At 62.2% G+C, this 16,491-nt stretch carries 19 protein-coding genes; 5 read left to right on the top strand and 14 right to left on the bottom strand.

Going from position 1 to position 16,491, the window contains the following annotated elements:
• Positions 1–56 precede the first annotated feature (56 nt).
• From ACHIRB_RS28420 to ACHIRB_RS28455, 8 genes are all read right to left on the bottom strand, one after another.
• Positions 57–869, bottom strand: coding sequence for an alpha/beta fold hydrolase (locus tag ACHIRB_RS28420; RefSeq protein WP_395127812.1), 813 nt, complete (start codon positions 867–869; stop codon positions 57–59).
• A 2-nt stretch (positions 870–871) separates the two neighbouring features.
• Positions 872–1,375, bottom strand: a complete 504-nt coding sequence (locus ACHIRB_RS28425; protein WP_395126411.1) for an SRPBCC domain-containing protein — start codon at positions 1,373–1,375, stop codon at positions 872–874.
• 43 nt (positions 1,376–1,418) lie between these two features.
• The gene (locus ACHIRB_RS28430; protein WP_395126412.1) at positions 1,419–1,736 is read right to left on the bottom strand and encodes an ArsR/SmtB family transcription factor; all 318 of its coding nucleotides are present in this window, start codon (positions 1,734–1,736) and stop codon (positions 1,419–1,421) included.
• A 138-nt stretch (positions 1,737–1,874) separates the two neighbouring features.
• On the bottom strand, positions 1,875–2,108 hold the full coding sequence (locus ACHIRB_RS28435) for a hypothetical protein (RefSeq protein WP_395126413.1): 234 nt from the start codon (positions 2,106–2,108) through the stop codon (positions 1,875–1,877).
• 125 nt (positions 2,109–2,233) lie between these two features.
• The gene (locus ACHIRB_RS28440; RefSeq protein ID WP_395126415.1) at positions 2,234–2,554 is read right to left on the bottom strand and encodes a nitrile hydratase accessory protein; all 321 of its coding nucleotides are present in this window, start codon (positions 2,552–2,554) and stop codon (positions 2,234–2,236) included.
• Positions 2,551–3,141 (bottom strand): nitrile hydratase subunit alpha, encoded by a 591-nt coding sequence (gene nthA, locus ACHIRB_RS28445; RefSeq protein WP_395126416.1) that lies wholly within the window; start codon positions 3,139–3,141, stop codon positions 2,551–2,553. Before nthA ends, ACHIRB_RS28440 begins: the two co-directional genes overlap by 4 nt.
• Entirely contained in the window at positions 3,138–3,851 is a 714-nt protein-coding gene (gene nthB, locus ACHIRB_RS28450; protein WP_395126417.1) for a nitrile hydratase subunit beta, read from the bottom strand. Before nthB ends, nthA begins: the two co-directional genes overlap by 4 nt.
• Before the next feature lie 66 nt (positions 3,852–3,917).
• Positions 3,918–4,541: a CYTH domain-containing protein gene (locus ACHIRB_RS28455; protein WP_395126418.1), complete on the bottom strand. Its 624-nt coding sequence runs from the start codon at positions 4,539–4,541 to the stop codon at positions 3,918–3,920.
• Positions 4,542–4,745: 204 nt separating this feature from the next.
• On the opposite strand from ACHIRB_RS28455, the gene ACHIRB_RS28460 reads away from it, so the two are divergent.
• The 3 genes from ACHIRB_RS28460 to ACHIRB_RS28470 are packed head-to-tail and all read left to right on the top strand — an operon-like array spanning position 4,746 to position 6,689.
• Positions 4,746–5,585, top strand: coding sequence for an SH3-like domain-containing protein (locus ACHIRB_RS28460; RefSeq protein ID WP_395117930.1), 840 nt, complete (start codon positions 4,746–4,748; stop codon positions 5,583–5,585).
• A gap of 34 nt (positions 5,586–5,619) precedes the next feature.
• Positions 5,620–6,327 (top strand): thiocyanate hydrolase subunit gamma, encoded by a 708-nt coding sequence (gene scnC / locus ACHIRB_RS28465; RefSeq protein ID WP_199702974.1) that lies wholly within the window; start codon positions 5,620–5,622, stop codon positions 6,325–6,327.
• A 14-nt stretch (positions 6,328–6,341) separates the two neighbouring features.
• Entirely contained in the window at positions 6,342–6,689 is a 348-nt protein-coding gene (locus ACHIRB_RS28470; RefSeq protein ID WP_395126419.1) for a thiocyanate hydrolase, read from the top strand.
• Position 6,690: 1 nt separating this feature from the next.
• Here the strand turns inward: ACHIRB_RS28470 and ACHIRB_RS28475 are convergent, their stop codons facing one another.
• The 4 genes from ACHIRB_RS28475 to ACHIRB_RS28490 all read right to left on the bottom strand — a co-directional run bounded on the left by ACHIRB_RS28475 (position 6,691) and on the right by ACHIRB_RS28490 (position 11,145).
• On the bottom strand, positions 6,691–7,668 hold the full coding sequence (locus tag ACHIRB_RS28475) for an MOSC domain-containing protein (RefSeq protein ID WP_395126420.1): 978 nt from the start codon (positions 7,666–7,668) through the stop codon (positions 6,691–6,693).
• A gap of 36 nt (positions 7,669–7,704) precedes the next feature.
• On the bottom strand, positions 7,705–8,619 hold the full coding sequence (locus ACHIRB_RS28480) for a MerR family transcriptional regulator (RefSeq protein ID WP_395126421.1): 915 nt from the start codon (positions 8,617–8,619) through the stop codon (positions 7,705–7,707).
• A gap of 86 nt (positions 8,620–8,705) precedes the next feature.
• Positions 8,706–9,215: a nitroreductase/quinone reductase family protein gene (locus ACHIRB_RS28485; RefSeq protein WP_395126422.1), complete on the bottom strand. Its 510-nt coding sequence runs from the start codon at positions 9,213–9,215 to the stop codon at positions 8,706–8,708.
• A 100-nt stretch (positions 9,216–9,315) separates the two neighbouring features.
• Positions 9,316–11,145 (bottom strand): AMP-dependent synthetase/ligase, encoded by a 1,830-nt coding sequence (locus ACHIRB_RS28490; RefSeq protein ID WP_395126423.1) that lies wholly within the window; start codon positions 11,143–11,145, stop codon positions 9,316–9,318.
• 203 nt (positions 11,146–11,348) lie between these two features.
• On the opposite strand from ACHIRB_RS28490, the gene ACHIRB_RS28495 reads away from it, so the two are divergent.
• Positions 11,349–11,960 (top strand): TMEM175 family protein, encoded by a 612-nt coding sequence (locus ACHIRB_RS28495; protein ID WP_395126424.1) that lies wholly within the window; start codon positions 11,349–11,351, stop codon positions 11,958–11,960.
• Between the two features lie 6 nt (positions 11,961–11,966).
• On the opposite strand, the gene ACHIRB_RS28500 is transcribed toward ACHIRB_RS28495, so the two are convergent.
• Complete coding sequence (locus tag ACHIRB_RS28500; protein WP_395126425.1) at positions 11,967–13,001, bottom strand: patatin-like phospholipase family protein; 1,035 nt, start codon at positions 12,999–13,001, stop codon at positions 11,967–11,969.
• Positions 13,002–13,174: 173 nt separating this feature from the next.
• On the opposite strand from ACHIRB_RS28500, the gene ACHIRB_RS28505 reads away from it, so the two are divergent.
• Positions 13,175–14,668, top strand: a complete 1,494-nt coding sequence (locus ACHIRB_RS28505; protein ID WP_395126426.1) for a sugar transferase — start codon at positions 13,175–13,177, stop codon at positions 14,666–14,668.
• Between the two features lie 27 nt (positions 14,669–14,695).
• Here the strand turns inward: ACHIRB_RS28505 and ACHIRB_RS28510 are convergent.
• Positions 14,696–16,491: putative bifunctional diguanylate cyclase/phosphodiesterase (locus ACHIRB_RS28510; RefSeq protein ID WP_395127813.1), on the bottom strand; the 1,796-nt coding region annotated here is incomplete at its 5' end.

Here is a 16,491-nt window from a genome sequence, read left to right on the forward strand (position 1 = left end):
AAACACCCAATCCGAAACCGCTCAGGACAGCACGCGGGACTCACGAAAGATCGAGGCTAGCTCTTGAAGAATGCCGTCAATTCTTCGCCTACCGACTTCGGCGACATGACGACGGAACCGTGGTGTACGCCGGGCAGGATCTTGTGTGTCGCATCGGAAAGCAGTGCGGCGAGGGCAGCTGCGCCGGTGTGGAAGAATTGCTCGCTCTTCTGGCCCGTAAGAATGAGCGTAGGCACATTTACCTTCCAACGGTCGGTCGGCAATGGCTTGCCATCTTGGATACCGCTCACGATATTCAGGTCGTAGGGCAGCGTTGCAGCCATTGCGACCATCTTGGACCAGCCGGGCATAAAGCGCATCATGATTACGCCGAAAGCCGGAACTCCGAGTGCCTTTCCCATGAACAGTTTTACGGCTTTGCTTGCGTTGCCGGCATTCAGAGCCTCCGTGACGGCTTGTGTAAAAGCGTCGCCAACCGGTGGGCGGCTGTCGTCGAGGATCAGTGGCGGCTCGAACAATGCGACTTTCGTGACGGTATTGTCCATGCTCGTAGCCGCGTCGAGGCAAAGAACAGCGCCGGACGAACTCCCGAAAAGTGCAGCCGAACCACCGCCTGCCGCAATAAGTGCCGCGATGTCCTCGATTTCACGTTGAGGGCTGTACGGTTTGGTGTCAGCGCTCTTGCCACGACCGCGCCGGTCATAGTTTATTACTGTGAAATTGGCACTGAGTAGTTTCGCCAATTTGGTTGTGTCGGACCGATCGGATAGTGCGGCGGCTACCAGCACGATCACGGGGCCCTGGCCGGACAGCTCGTAAGCGATGGTGGCGCCGTCTTGCGAGGTGACAGTTCCTTGTTCCGTGGCCATCGTCATTGCTCCCTTGTGTACGTTTCGACGTGAGATTCGAGCCTGTCGAGTGTTTCGACGTAGCCATCGATCATGCCGTTCTGCTCGGCTGCGTCCAGCGCGGAAAGCAACGTGAACTGTGTGCAGACAACAACATTCGTTTTATTTCCATCCGATGTGAAAGTCACAGTTGTCGGCATCTCGGTACCGGGCTCGACGTTTCCGTTGGGATCGGTGAAGGAATCGGTGTACACGAGCCGACTGGCTTCGACCACGTCGTGGTAAATCGCCTTGCACCACGTCTTGTTCGTCGGGTCTGCATCGGCGTGCAGGCTGTAGCGCCAGGTCCCTTGTGGTCGGACATCCATCTCGTAAATGGTCGTAGTCCAGGCGGTCGGTCCCCACCAGTTGGCGATATGTTCACGCTGAGTCCAGCCCTGCCAGACGAGATTCACAGGGGCGTCGATCGCTCGTTCGATGACGAGCTGTCGGGTCTTCCTGTTTTTGACGATATTTGTTTCGGTCATAGCCGCCACCCATTCTGAAAGTTCCATCGAGTTCGGAATTGAGTCATCGGTCTTCCGCTTGGATTGTCTTCATATAGTTTTCGAAACCGTCGAGGCGCTCTTCCCATACGACACGGAATGTGCTTATCCATTCATCGAGGTCCTTGAAAGCTCGACCGTGGAGCCTGTAGATGCGCTGTTGCGCCTGCGGCTGCACCTCCACAAGGCCTGCCTCGTGGAGGATTCGGAGATGTCGCGATATCTGCGGCTGGGAAAGCTGTAGTTGTTTGACGATCTCGCCGACCGACCGCGGGCCGTCGCGAAGTAGCTCCACGATCTGCAAGCGGTTCGGCTCAGCGAGTGCGGTCAACGCTGGATACATGCCGAGAGCATATACACGAACGCATATATACGTCAATGTGTATATGTGGGGCCGGTTGACGTGCGTTCGTGCCGACTGGACCTGACGACACAGATCAGGCCCGGTACGTGTACCGGGCCTGACGTGGTGTTCGGGGGGCTACCTGGCTAGAACGGCCAACCGGCGCATTTCGGCGCGGTAGGAAGCTGGGTCGATCTCTCCGTCTACGAGTTGGCGTTGCAACAAGCCCTCAGCGACTTCGAGTTCGGGGGCGTGCGAGATGTCGAGTCCGGCGGACGGGTGGCGCAGCATCGCCTCGGCGCGTCGGCGAGAACGCTCTCGCTTCGACTGCGCACGGTGTCGCGTCAATTCGGTCAGCGTGGGGATCATCATCTGGGCTCCTCCGCGAAGTCGCGCGTCGTTGCAACAACTGCTTGCAATTGTTAACGCCCGCGGGTGGCCAGGTCTTCCCCGATCGAATGTTGTGTTCGTCACATCAAGTCGAGCGTGTGACGTGGCTAACCGTGATCGTGGTCGGGGTGGTCGCTGACCAGCGCGGATTGACGCTCATCGATGGTGCCGACCGACAACAGGTCCGCCGCGGCTAGGGCGTCCTCCAGTGCCATTGCCCATGATCGCCAGTACGGCCGGTCGGCAGACTGCGCGATGCGGGTGATCAGTCCATCGCGAAAGCGCGACCACTCGATCGCTCCCGACTCTGTCAACGCAAACACAACGCCGAACGCGCGTTGCTGCCAAGGAGCGTCGAAAACGAGTTCGCCGTTCGATCGTGGCGGTGCCGCCGGACCCGTCACGTCGACAGGGATCGCAACGTTCATCGGCCCGGCTCGCGCGCAGCTGCAACGCCGATCATCGAATCGCGGGTAACCAGCTCTGCCAGTTCGCTTTCCGTCATGTCGCCGGTGTCCGAAGGGCGCATCGGGAGGACAAGGTATCGCGTCTCGGCGCTGCTGTCCCACACGCGCACTGCAACATCGGCAGACACCGCGAGTCCCATTTCGGTGAGCACAGCACGCGGGGTAGCGACCATACGAGATCGGTACTCCGCGGACTTGTACCAGCCTGGCGGCAGTCCGAGCACGGGCCACGGATAGCAGGAGCACAATGTGCACACGACGACGTTGTGGACCGACGACGTGTTCTCGACGACCGTCAGGTGGGCACCTTCGGGACCGCCGAAGCCGAACTCGGCGATCGCTTTGGTTCCGTTGGTCAAGAGTCGTTTTCGATATTCGTCGTCTATCCAGGCGCGCGCAACGACCTTCGCACCGTTGAGCGGTCCGTAGTTGACCGTGAAGTGATCGATCAATCGATCGACCGAAGCTCTGTCGAGCAGACCTTTCTCGACGAGAAGCTCTTCCAAAGCCTCTACGCGGGCAGCGATGTGGGCGTCGTCGGTGGTCAAGCGCCCTCCAGATACGGCTGGTAGAGCTCGATGAGCACGCTGGTCCCTGCTTCGGCAGCGTCACCCCAGAGTTCTCGCCCGGTGAACTCGACTGTGTACAAATGTTGCGGCGGCTCGCGCCGACCGACCGCCCGAGCATCGGGGAAGACCGCTGAACCGAAATTCGCGACGACGACTCCGACCTTGCCCGTCACGTAGCCAGGCTGCCGGGTGTGCCCACCGCGTCGCGCGCGCACCCGAACCTTGTCACCGACACTGAATTCCGGTTTGTTTCGACTCCGTCGTGCGGCGCCGAATTGCCGGGGGAGTACATAGGTGCAGATCCACGCAGGCATGGTGGGTCGGGTCGAGGCGCGCAGTGCCGTAGCGGTCAGCATCGTGCGAACTCGCGGCCGCGTATTGCCCTGTGCCGCTTGCGGATTACGCACAAGTGCGTCGAGTTCCCCTGCTCTCAGGTGTTCGTCGCGGACGAGGCCGTTCTCGAATGCAGCGAGCCATCGCCCGAAGTAGGACGGCAGATACTGCTCGGGTGGGAGCTGCTCCATGTCGAATCGGAACTCGTCTACGGGCTTGCTCATCGCCGTCATGTGGACCGACACAATGCCGAAGACCCGCTCCTCCCATCGCTGGTGGAACGGCGGCTCGTCGGCATCGTGGGGAACAGGTCCATAGTGTTCGGCGCGACCGCCGAGATCGTGGACCTCGGGCATCGTCTCACTGTATTCCGTCGCGACCCGAATAGCGGCCGATTCAGTGACCGCACAGCCGCCGGACTTTCAGCTCTCGCTGAGTCGGTTCTCGCCGAGCGAGTGGACGAATTTGGGTCCCACGAGCGCGAGCTCTCGGCGGTACGCCTCGGCCCATTCGCCGTAGGGCTGGTAGGCGAGGCGCTCGTTCTTGAATCGTTCGTCCTCGGATATCTCGGTCGCGCAGAACGCGGGAATCTGCAGGTCGACGACGGGTCCGCTGCGTTCTACCTCGGCGACGACAAGGGGCGCGTTGGTACCGAGGAAGCGATCGAGGATCCAGCCGTCCTCATCGATCCACAGCGAATATCGAACCTTGGCGATGACGTGCTCTGCGCGGCGCACGATTTGTCCGGCGACGAGTCCGTCGAGTTCGCGTTCGGCTTCGTACCGTGTGCCACCGATGGCAGGCCCCTTCGCGGCCATGGTTCCGAATGCCGCTTCGCCGAGAGCGTCGACGAGGTCGCCGGGGGTCTCCGGTAGCTCGGCAGGCGCGGGGCCCTGCACTCTGACTCGAACCGCATAGCCGTCAGCTGCGAAGAGGTAGGCCTGCACGATCAACGCGGGCGTCGGATCGGCGGCCGCCGAACTCGGGAGTTCGTGCACGAAGAACTTGCGCTCGAACTCGAAGTCGCCGAAGCCTGTGTCAGACATAGCCAGACCGTAGTACGTGAGGTGACCGGTATGCCGTAGGGCACTCCGTGCTCGTGAGTCTTTTCGGCGGGCGGGAGCGCCGAAAAGACTCACGAGCGGCGGAGCCGTCTACCGTGCAAATTTGCCTGAAAGGACACGCACCACGGCATCAAGATCTACATTTATTGCGACGTCAAGTTAGTTCCCGTGTCGAAGGGAGCCGCCATGAGTACGGCGGAAGAACGCGCAGCAGCCTTGGATCTCGTAGCCCGGCTCAAGTCTTCTTATCCCGAGTTGCCGAATGCGCCGACTCCGGATCTCCTCGACCACAAGCGCATCTGGGCCTATCTGAAGACCGACCACGATGTGGGCGGCGAACCGGACGCTCCGATGCGCTACGAGAACAAGCAATACGAGATCTGGGAACACAACACCTACGTGATCTGCGAAGTGCTTGCGTGGCGGGGGATCTGGCTCTCGGAGGAGCGCCGTCGGATCGGCAACGTCGACCTCGGACGGGCGATGTACCTCGGCCTTCCCTACTACGGGCGTTGGCTGCTCGCCGTCGCGCGAGTGCTTGCCGAGAAGCAATACATCGGACTCACCGAACTGAGCGAACGAATGCTCGAGGTCCAGGCACGCTACGAGGGTGGCATGGAGGGAAAGACGCTAGAGGCGAAGCCGAAGAGCGAGGGCGACGGTTCCGCGGTCAAGCGCAATACCCATCACATCCACGCGGTCGGCAAGGGTGACCCGCAGATCTTCGCGGGCAAAGCCGGCGAAGCGCGATTCAAGGTCGGCGATCCGGTGCTGGTACGCGAATTGCCTGCCCTTTTCTACACGCGCACACCGGAATACGTGCGCGGCGCGGTAGGGGAGATCGCCGCGCTCGCCTACGAGAGTCCAGCTCCCGAGGACGAGACGTGGGACCGACAGGACGCCAAACCCGAGTGGTTCTACGTCGTCAAGTTCGACATGGCGACCCTGTGGGACGACTACACCGGACCCGACAACGACGTTCTGCGTACCGAGATCCCCGAACGCTGGCTCGTTCCGGCGACCTAGTCCGCACCGATTGCCCTCTTCAGAAAGGGATTTCATGTCCGGCCACGATCACGACCATGACCACACTCGCACTGTCGCTCCGATGGTCGACGAGATCACAGACTTCGAAGTGCTGGAGATCGCGCTGCGTGAACTGTGCATCGAAAAAGGCATCTTCACCGCCGAGGAACATCGGCGGTTCACCGAGTTCGCCGAACAGATCGGACCAACTCCGGCCGCAAACCTCGTTGCACGGGCGTGGGTAGATCCCGACTTCAAGGCCTTGGCGCTGCGCGAACCGATGACCGCGAGCAAAGAGGTCGGCGTGGACTGGCTGGAGCCGACAGGTTTCGGCACCCCGAGCGATTTCACCGCCTTCTCGATCCTCGAGGACACACCTGACGTCCACAACGTGATCGTGTGTGCGTTGTGCTCGTGTTACCCGCGACCGATCCTCGGCAATTCGCCTGAGTGGTATCGCACACCGAACTATCGGCGGCGTCTGGTTCGCTGGCCGCGCCAGGTTCTTTCCGAATTCGGATTGGTACTGCCCGAGGGTGTTGCTGTGCGCGTGCAGGATTCGAATCAGAAGCACAGATTTATGGTGATGCCGATGCGCCCGGAGGGCACCGACGGCTGGGACGAGAGTCAGCTCGCCGAAATCGTCACGCGTGACTGCCTGATCGGCGTTGCGCTGCCGAAGGCAGGCGTGACGACCAACGTCATCACCTACACCCGTCCGGCGATCCATCCCATCCCGTAGCGGAGGGAGAACATATGAGTACGCCACACGACATCGCGCCGCTGCAGGCGATCGTGGAACGCAACCAGGTCTGGCCACGGATGGCAGCCAAGTACGGCGTGACCAACCCCGTACCGCCGTGGAAAACCAGTCTCGACGGAATCTGCGACGCGCTCGACCGCTCGAATTGCGAAGCCGATATACCGAACTTCAAGGACAGGCGCGACGAGGAAGATGCTCTGTCGGCGACGGTCTACGCCGACCTGCCCTACCCGGAGAATCAGCTTGTCGCGCTTGCACATTCGCTTGTCGAGCGAGGAATTATCAACGAGGCGGAACTGCAGGAGAGACTAGCCGTCATCCGGGCACGGCTCGAGGCCTGAGCTACCCGGGCAGCACGCGATTTCCGGCGCGTAGCGCGTTGCGTTTGAGCCGCCCGGCCAGTCGTCCGACCGTCGACTCGAGGCCGCCTCGTGCTGCAGGCGGTTCGAACGACACGGAGTCGCCCTGCCGCAGCCGACCTGATTCCTCGACGTCCGCGTAGACACCCAAGCATCTGTCGGCATGCCTGGATACCGTTCGCACAACGCTCGGATCGGCGTCGAGTCCGTAGTGCTGTTGCTCGCGTAGCGGCATCGAACATCGCACGGTCGGGATCTCCACGCGTATCGCGGCACCTGGCGCTCGCAAAATGCCGCCGAGCCAGCCCTGCTCGACAAGTCCGTCGGCAGCGGTGGTGTCGATGACGACGTTGGGCCGGAATCGTCGGGTGTCGAAGTTGCCGTTCGGCTCGTGTCCCGCCATCGTCGCGAGGCTCGCGGTGGTGAGCACGTGCAACGGGTAAGCATCGGCGAAAATGCCTATGGGAGTAGCAAACAGGGCGAGCTCGGCCAGTTTTCGGATGGGAAACATCGATAGATCAGGAAGCTCGTCGGCGTCCTCGATTGCGAATTGCCGCCGGATGTCGGCGTTGTTGGGGCGGACCCCTCGGTAGGCGCCTTTGTCACTGGTCGGCGGTAGCGACACCAGCGAGACGTTCTTGCCGGTCAGTTCGCTCAGCTTCGCGTCCATCCGCTCGCTGTCCGTCGACGTGACGGTTGCACCGTCGGGAAAGGTAACGACGACGTCGGCGACGTTCCCCGGCCCCGCGTCGGCAGGCGGTTCGGCGACGAAACGGGCCGAGCAGCCGAGCAACGAGGGTAAGCGGCGGGCGGTGGTGACGGCGCTGAGTTCCAGGTCCCGCACTGCCCACAGCCGGTCGGCTCGAAGTGCGCGCTCGGTGATGTGCGCTTCGGGCAACTGCTCGCCGCCCATCGATTTGACCGGGTAGCGCCACAGTTCGGCGATCGTTCCGATAACCATGGACTGAAAGCTACCCCGATCTGTTCGCGATAGCTCTCAGCCGGCCTCGTGCTCGGATTGTTTCTCCAGCAGGTCCGCGAGGTAGTTCCCTACGACGGTTTCGATCGTTCGCTCGATCGAAATCGCAAGGGACGCAGTTACAGAACTCACCGCAAGCGTTCGGAATTCGACGAGCATGCTCGCCAGATCCGTCAGATCGGCCTCGCCGCGGGGCTTGGCAGGGTCGAAGCGCCTCGCCACCTGTTGAGCGCCGGCATCCACGAGTGTGCGACTGATCTCGTCGATCGACGGCGACACCTCCTCGTGGACGTCGATCACCTTGTCCATTGCCATCCCGTAGTTACGCATCGCCTCGAATGCGCGCAGTAATTTTGGGCGGGCGGCGATGGCCTTGTCTCCGTCGAGGCTGACCAACCCGAGTGAGACGAGACGGTCGAGGCTGTGCTGGTCTCCTGCGAGTCGCCGAACGGCGTCGACGCTCAGCTCTTCCGGCTCGTCCTCGGACCACTTCTTGACGAGTGCTTCCTGGAGTCCGAGCACATCGGCAAGTTCCTTGCCGTCTTCCAGCGCGGTGAGCATCTCGCGGACGTGGGTGATGTTGTATCCCCGATCGAGCATCGACGAGATGAGCTTCAACCGTTCGAGGTGCGAATCGTCGAACAGGGCAAGACGCCCGACCCTGCGAGGCGGCTGCAGCAGTCCCCGTTCCCGATAGGCGCGAATGTTGCGGGTCGTCGTGCCGGACAGTCGGGCAAGATCGTCGATGCGGTACTCGCCGCTGCTGTTCGAATCCGGTTGCAGCAGAGCCAAATCGAGCAACTGAGCGACCGCGCCGCCGATTGCATCGCGAGATTGACGACGGACCCGACGCGGCGCCTTGCGAATGTTGTCGAGAGCAACGGCAACCGGACTCGGATGCGCAGGCTTGCGCGGCGGTAGAGAGGGGGTCACACCGTCACCTCGCAACGTCGGCCACAACTTCGACTGTGCCATTTTTCAATGGACGGTTTCGATGGTAGCGGAGTGCAGCGTCGGTCCTACCGTCGGTCCAGAGCGAAGACCCGCAGGTCACGGTCGGTGCGTCCGGTGTAGTTCTCGTACGTCGTTGTGAAGTCGACGAACTGCGCGAATGCGCGTTCCCTCTCGTCCCCGTGCAGCTGAGTGGCGGTGACTGGTATCTCGACACCGCCGATGCTCACCGATGCGTCCGGGTTCGCGAGCAGATTCCACGACCAGGCCGGATGCTTCTCCTGTCCGAAGTTGCTGCCTACGAGGTAGATCCGATTGCCGTCGCGCATGTACGTGAGCGGGTTCGTCCGGCGTTCGCCGGACTTCGCACCGACCGTGTTGAGCAACAGGAGTGGGACACCGACCGGCCCGAGGATCGTGTAGCGACCTCGACTTCGGACGAGCACCTTGTGGTCGTACGGCACAAGTTTGCGGAAGATCCACGAACCCGACCGTGACGACGTGAACGCTGTGATCGGTTTGTTGAGCCAGGGCCGGTCACGACCCCAGCGAACATCGGGAAACGCCTCGTCGGACATCGTCCAATTATGGATCCGCGGTCGGTCGGCGTGCACGAAAACGGGTCGGTGTGCACTCTTCGGAGAGTGCACACCGACCCGATTCGATGCTTGGTGACGGCTAGCGAAGGTCGACCACGGACGCCGGCGGAGTCTTGTCGTAGAGATCGACGATTGCAGCGGCGTACTTCTCCGCAATCGGCTTGCGCTTGAGTTTCATCGTCGGTGTCAGCTCGATACCGCCCGGCTCCCATGCCGTGTCGGTGATGACGAACCTCTTGATCTGCTCGACGCGAGACAGTTTGGCGTTGCCTGCTCGGATCGCCTCCGCGACCTCCTTGCGGATCTCTTCTCTGGCAGCCAAAGTCGCGATGTCGGCATTCGGTGTGTCGAACGCCTTTGCTCGCGCCGCAGCGGCATCGGGGTCGAGCGCGATGATCGCCGAGATGTACGGCTTGTCGTCGCCGATCGCGACAACCTGGCCGATGAGCGACGTCGCCGCCTTCATCGCGTTCTCGATGTTTGTCGGCGACATGTTCTTGCCCGACTCGCTGATGATCAGTTCCTTTTTGCGGTCGATGATCTTGACGTTGCCTTCGTCGTCGATCGTGCCGATGTCGCCGGTCGCCAACCAGCCGTCCGCGTCGAGCGTTTCGGCGGTCTTGTCGGGCTGCTTGCGGTAACCGCGCATCACGGCGGCGCCGCGGATGAACAGTTCGCCGTCCGCACCGAGCTTGAGCTCGATACCGGGCAGTGCCTTGCCGACGGTTCCGATCTTCGGATTTTCGCGGTCGGTCAGTGTCGTGCCACCGCACGACTCCGACATGCCCCACACCTCCTGGACAGGGATGCCGATGGCGAGGAAGAACTCGAGCACCTCGACGGGGATCGCGGACGCGCCGGAGATCGCGAGCTGCACCTGGTCGAGGCCGAGAGCGTGACGAACCTTCGAAAGCACAAGGGTGTCAGCGATTTTGTGCTGCGCCGAGAGCACAGGTCCGAGGCTCTTGCCTTCGATGTTGAGTCGTGCGGCCTTCTTGCCGACACCGACTGCCCAGCCGGCAAGGTTCTTCTTGACCGGACTCTGCTCTTCGGCCAGCTTGGCCTCGATGCCCGTCCGGACCTTCTGCCACACCCGCGGAACACCGAAGAAGATCGTCGGACGCGTGTCCGGAAGTGCTGCAGCGATCTCGCGAGGATCGATGACCGAGGTGATCTGGATGCCGCGGACCTGGTTGGCCGCGTGCGCGGAAACCCGATCGGCGATGTGTGCGGCAGGCAGGTAGGACGCGATCCGATCGTTGAACCCGACGTCGAGGTACGGATTCAGCGCGAGCAGCTCGGCGATGATGCTGCGATGTGTCAGCTCGACGCCCTTGGGCGGTCCGGTTGTGCCCGACGTGTAGATCAGTGTTGCGAGGTCGTCGGGTTGTACTGTACGCCAGGCGGATTCGAAGTCGAAGCCGGGAGCCGGGGTCGATTCGAGCTCGGCGAGGGAGATCGTACCCTCGGCAGTTCCGTCCACGACGACGATGTGTTCGAGTGCCGCGCCGGACGCCTTGATCTGTGAGAGGAACACCTGCTCGGTGATGACCACCGTGTTCTCGGCATTGCCGAACAGGTAGGCGATCTGCTCGGGTGAGCTGGTGTTGTAGATGGAGAACGGCGTCGCGCCGAGGTGCAGCGCCGCGGTGTCGACGAGGTGAAACTCGGGCCGGTTGCGCAGCATGATGCCTACGGTGTCGCCTGCTTTCACGCCGAGCCCTGCCAGGCCTGCGGCGATCGCCTGGACACGTTGTGCGTACTCCGACCAGGTGATCGTCTGGACATCGCCGGGCGTGCGAATCGCAACGCTGGACGGCTGGAGCCGGACGGTCTCCTGAAAGGCCTCGGGAAGGGTGCGAACGCTCTTTCCCGACGCGTGCTCGAACGCAATATCTGTGTCAGTCATGCCCACTCCAAGTGGTTGCCCGGGCTGCGGTTCGCTCGGGGGATCGTCAACGTTGAACGAAGTGTCGTGTCGAAGTGATAGTGGCGGTTGTCACAACTACCGACAGCGCCAAAACTTACCATCGTGCGCACGTTTTGTCTGATTCGCGGGGGTGCGGCAGCCGATCGACCGGTGGCTTACGCGCAGGCGTTTACGCTGGCGCGATGACCGAGCCCGACGGACGTAGTCGCTACGTCGATCGCTTTCTGACGTTCATCGATGCGATCGTCGCAATTGCCATCACCCTGCTGGTGCTGCCGCTCGTCGATCTCACGACCGACTACAAGGGCTCCGCGGTGGAGCTGGTTCGCGAACACGCGCCCGAGCTTCTTGCCTTCGCGCTCAGTTTCTTCGTGATCTTCCGATTCTGGAAAGCGCAACATCGGATTCTGCGCGATGTGGTCGATCTCGATGGTCCGATGACACAGACATTGACGTTGTGGGCGTTCACCGTCGTATTTCTGCCGTTCCCGACTGCACTCGCGTCGTCGAGCCCGTCCGAGCAAACGTCCACGCGAGCGCTGTATGTCGGCACGATGGCGGTGAGCGCCGGAGCGCTCGCATTGCTTGCCTGGCTGGTCGCCCGAAATCCGGCTCTGCGAGCAGGTGCGGCGTCGGAACCGAAACAGGCGATGACGACGTTCGTGATCTTCGTCGTCGCCCTCGTGCTCACAGTGGCGATTCCACGAACCGGGTATTACCCGTTGTTACTGCTGTTCCTGACCGGTCGGGTCGTCGCTCTGTGGCATCGGCACAAACGAAACACGGGTACCTGACCGCGCTCAGGCGTCCACGGCCTGTGGTTCGGTGAGCTCGGCAGCACTCGTCGAGGCGGCTGGTCCGGTGAGACCTGCGTCGTCGAGCGCTTTGGCGGCAGCGTTACGTCCGAGCTCGATCAACTCTTCGGCGCGGTGAAAGTCGAGTGTGCGACCGGCAGTGCGAGGAATCTCGATGAGGACATCGGGTGGATGACCCGCACGCTGATAGCGGGCCAACGCTGCCTGCATCACATCAAGCGATCGGTTCATCACGTCGAGTCGGCCCAGATTGGGCCACTCATCGTTCTCTGTCTCGGCGGCTGATTCGACAGCTGCCTTTGCCTTTTCGTCCTCGTCGTCGGCGGACGTAGCCGCGAAACGCTCGATGACGGAGGTGACCGGCGCGCTGAGCTGCTCGGCGCTTCGTCGGATTTTGCCGACCCACTCGTTGAGAGCGCCAGGGTCGGATGGAGTGGCCGGGGTCGCCCAGTCGTCATGGCCGGGAGCGTCACCGCTGAGACTGATGCCGATCGTGAGGTCGGCGTCGATGCCTGCCGTCGCAACGACGGGCAGCGGATCGAGAATGCCACCGTCGGCAAGGACGCGACCATGTGTGAGCAGTGGGGAGATGACGCCGGGAATCGCGATCGACGCTCGGATGGCGGTGTCCACAGCACCTCGCTGGAACCACACGGCGCGTCCGGTGACGAGGTCGGTCGCAATAGCGACGTAGGGCATCGGCAGTTCTTCGATGGTGATGTCGCCGAGGATCTCGCGAATGTGGTCGAGGATCTTCTCTGCACGAATCGCCCCTGCCACCTGGATGGAGGGGTCGAGTAGCCGAATCACTTCGAACTGAGTGAGCGAGAGCGCCCATTCGGTGAACTCGGAGAGCTTGCCTGCGGCATAAACCCCACCGACCAGGGCGCCCATCGAGGATCCCGCGACACCCGCAACCTCGAAGCCGCGACTCTCCAGCTCGTTGATTGCTCCGATGTGCGCATAGCCACGAGCCCCTCCGCTGCCGAGGGCGAGTGCGATGCGTCGAGGTTCTACCATTGCCCAATTTTATCCCGGTATGCATGTGAAAATTGCCGTGTCGAGGCGTGCGAAACATCACTGCTAGCAATTGCAAGCAACTCTGTAACAAGTTCAGCGTGTTGCTGGATAGTTACTGCAGATCGCCCAGGCCTGGGCATCCGGTCGGGGACCAGACTCTCAGGAGCAACAAGATGGCATCAGCGGCGTTCGACACCGATCGCAGCTCGCGGACGTTCGCGCAATCCGAACGTGAGCGTTGGCAGGCCGAGTACGCCCATCGTCTCGCCATCACAGACTTCTTTGTTGTCGTCGGCGCCGTCCTCACCGCACAGTTCGTTCGGTTCGGCGGTCTGAGCGGCGACGCCTCGCTGTTCTCGCTCGGTCGCGAAGTCTCCTACGCGGTCGTGTCTGCGGTCATCATCGTCGGTTGGCTTGCAGTCCTGTCCATCTTTCACACTCGTTCCACCAAGGTGATCGGCAGCGGCGCCGAGGAATACCGCAGGATCTGGACCGCGACCTTCCGGCTTTTCGGCATCGTCGCCATCGTGGCTCTCCTTGCCCGAGTCGACCTGGCGCGTGGATATCTGGCGATCGCGTTCCCGCTCGGCATCGCAGCGTTGCTGATCAATCGGCGAGCTTGGCGCCGATACGCCACCCGCATGCGGGCGAACAACCAGTACCAAACGTCGGTACTCGTGGTCGGCAGTCACTACGCGGCAAGGGCTACCGCATTGGCTTTCGCCCGTGAACCCCACGCCGGCTACCGCGTCGTCGGGATCTGCACCCCCGAAGGTCCGACCGAGGACGTGTCATCGATCGAAGTCGGCGACCTGAACATCCCGATTCTTGGCACCGACCGAACCGTGCTCGAGACGGTCCAGTTGACCGGAGCCGACACAGTTGCGCTGACAGCCACGGACAATTTCGGTCCCGGTGACACCCGCAAGCTCGTCTGGGATCTCGAACCACTCGGTGTCGATCTCATCGTCACCCCCGGTGTTGTCGACGTTGCGGGTCAGCGGCTCGAAAGCCGACCGGTCGCCGATATGCCGATGCTGCACGTGGAGAAGCCGCAATACGACCGGACCCGTTCGCTCGGCAAGAAGGCCTTCGATTTCTTCTTCGCGGCGTTCGCCACGTTGCTGATCTCGCCGATCATGATCGCCGCCGCGATAGCGGTGAAGACCAACAGCCCCGGACCCGTTTTCTACCGGTCGGAGCGAATCGGCCTCGACGGCAAGCCGTTCCAGATGATCAAGTTCCGCAGCATGTTCGTCGACGCGGACAAACACGTCGCCGCGTTGCAGGAGGAGAACGACGGCGCAGGGCCGCTTTTCAAGATGCGCGACGATCCACGCGTCACCTCGGTCGGTCGCTTTCTGCGCAGGTACAGCCTTGATGAGCTACCGCAATTCTTGAACGTGCTGCGCGGTGAGATGAGTGTCGTCGGCCCGCGGCCGCCGCTGCGAAGTGAGGTCGAGCAGTACAACGACACCGTTCGGCGGCGTCTGATGGTCAAGCCCGGCGTCACGGGTTTGTGGCAGGTCAGCGGTCGATCGGATCTGTCGTGGCACGAAGCGATCAGGCTGGACCTGTCCTACATCGAGAACTGGTCGATGATCCACGACCTGCTCATCATCAAGAAGACCATCAGTGCGGTCGCCGGAAGCGACGGCGCGTACTGACGAGTTGGCTCACGTCGACCTCAGCGATCAGTGGGTGAGGTCGTCGATCGGCTCGGTGGTGGTCGCGGGCGCAAAGCGCGGCTGCGGCAAACCGTAGAGCCAGCCCTGTGCGTAACGGCAGCCGATATTGCGTACCTGCTGCCGCTGGTCGGTGCTCTCGACCCCCTCGGCAACCGTGACGAGGCCGAGTGCATTCGACATTGCTTCGATCGAGTTGACGAGGACACGATCTTTTGCGTTCTGCGCGCTGTCCGAACCCAGCGTGGCGATGAAGCTCTTGTCGATTTTCACGATGTCGATCGGATACTTGTTCAGATTGCTCAGCGCGGAGTACCCGATCCCGAAGTCGTCGAGGCAGATCGTCACACCCATCGAACTCAACCTGTTCAAAATCGTCAGAGCGACATCGTGGTCGTCGATGAGTGCGGTTTCGGTCAGCTCGAGCCACAGCGCAGACGGCGGTAGTTGGTTCTGGGCAAGTGCTGCAGCGACGACATCGACGAAGCTCTCGTCGCGAAGCTGGCGTGCTGACAGATTGACCGAGACCGCGGGACGGTCCGCTGTTTCCTGCCAGAACTGTGCCAACTGCTGGCACGCCGAGTTGATGGCCCAGGCCCCGATATCGATGATGATGTCACTGGATTCCGCCACCTCGATGAAGTAGCCCGGCGTCCGCAACATGCCCTTGTGGCGCCAACGGAGCAACGCTTCGTAGGTGGCCGTTCGCTCGGTTGTCGCATCGACGATGGGCTGATAGTGCAGTTCGAACTCGCGGTTGTTCAACGCGTCGCGCAATGCACTGGTCACCTGCAACTTCTGCATCGCCCGCTCGCGAAGCTGGTCGTCGAAGATCGCGTAGCTACCTGCACCCTTCGACTTGGCGTGGTACATCGCCGAATCGGCTTCGCGAATCAGGTCGTCGAGATCGGCTGTTTCCCTGTCCGGCGAGCTCTGGGAGATTCCGATGCTCGTCGACAGCGTGACGCGCACTTGGCTCAGCTCGAAAGGTTTGCTGAAAGCTGCCAGGATCTGTTCCGCAAGCGCGATGGTCGCAAGACGGTCTGCATGGGTTGTGACGACGAACTCGTCACCGCCGTGCCTGTGCACGTTCCCTGTATCGCCGACGACGTCTTCGAGGCGCTCCGCAGCAGCCACGATCAATTCGTCCCCGGTGCGGTGACCGTAGCTGTCGTTGACGAGCTTGAAGTTGTCCAGGTCCATGAACAGCAGGCTGGTCGGGCGAGCCGGTGCACCGAGGCCGCGACGTCGCTGCGATGCGTAGAGCCAGGCTCGATTGGACAGCCCGGTCAGTTCGTCGTGGGTGGCGCGGTGGCGGGCATCGGACTCCTTGTGGGCGATGGTGCGGACCGCGCGTTCACTTCGCCACAGGACGCCAGCGATCAGGGTCACCAGGATTACCGCGCGAACGACCTGGTCGGCGACACCGAACGGTGGCCGGGTGGCGGGAATGGCCGACGCGAGCACACACGCGACCGCCACCACCACGAACCGCGGATGTGGCCGATCGGGTGCACTCGATTCAACGGATCCGATCTTCGCCATCCCCGGGTTCAGCGCCGCGGCACCGAAGCAACCATAGGAGAGCGTCGCGGCAACCATGAAGTAACGCCCATCGCCGCTGGCTCTGATGGCATCGCTTGCGTAGATGACGTCGGAAGCCAGGAGCAAAATCGTCGCCGAACCGATCAGTACGAAGGCGCGATTGCCGCGGGCAGCAGTGAAGGCGACATGGGCGATCATCGCGACAGTAGGGTCGGCCACGGGCGCGGTGCCCGCGTTGCCGCGGGTCCGTTTCCCGTGGC

This window comes from Antrihabitans spumae (assembly GCF_043944905.1).
Taxonomy (GTDB): Bacteria; Actinomycetota; Actinomycetes; order Mycobacteriales; family Mycobacteriaceae; genus Antrihabitans; species Antrihabitans spumae.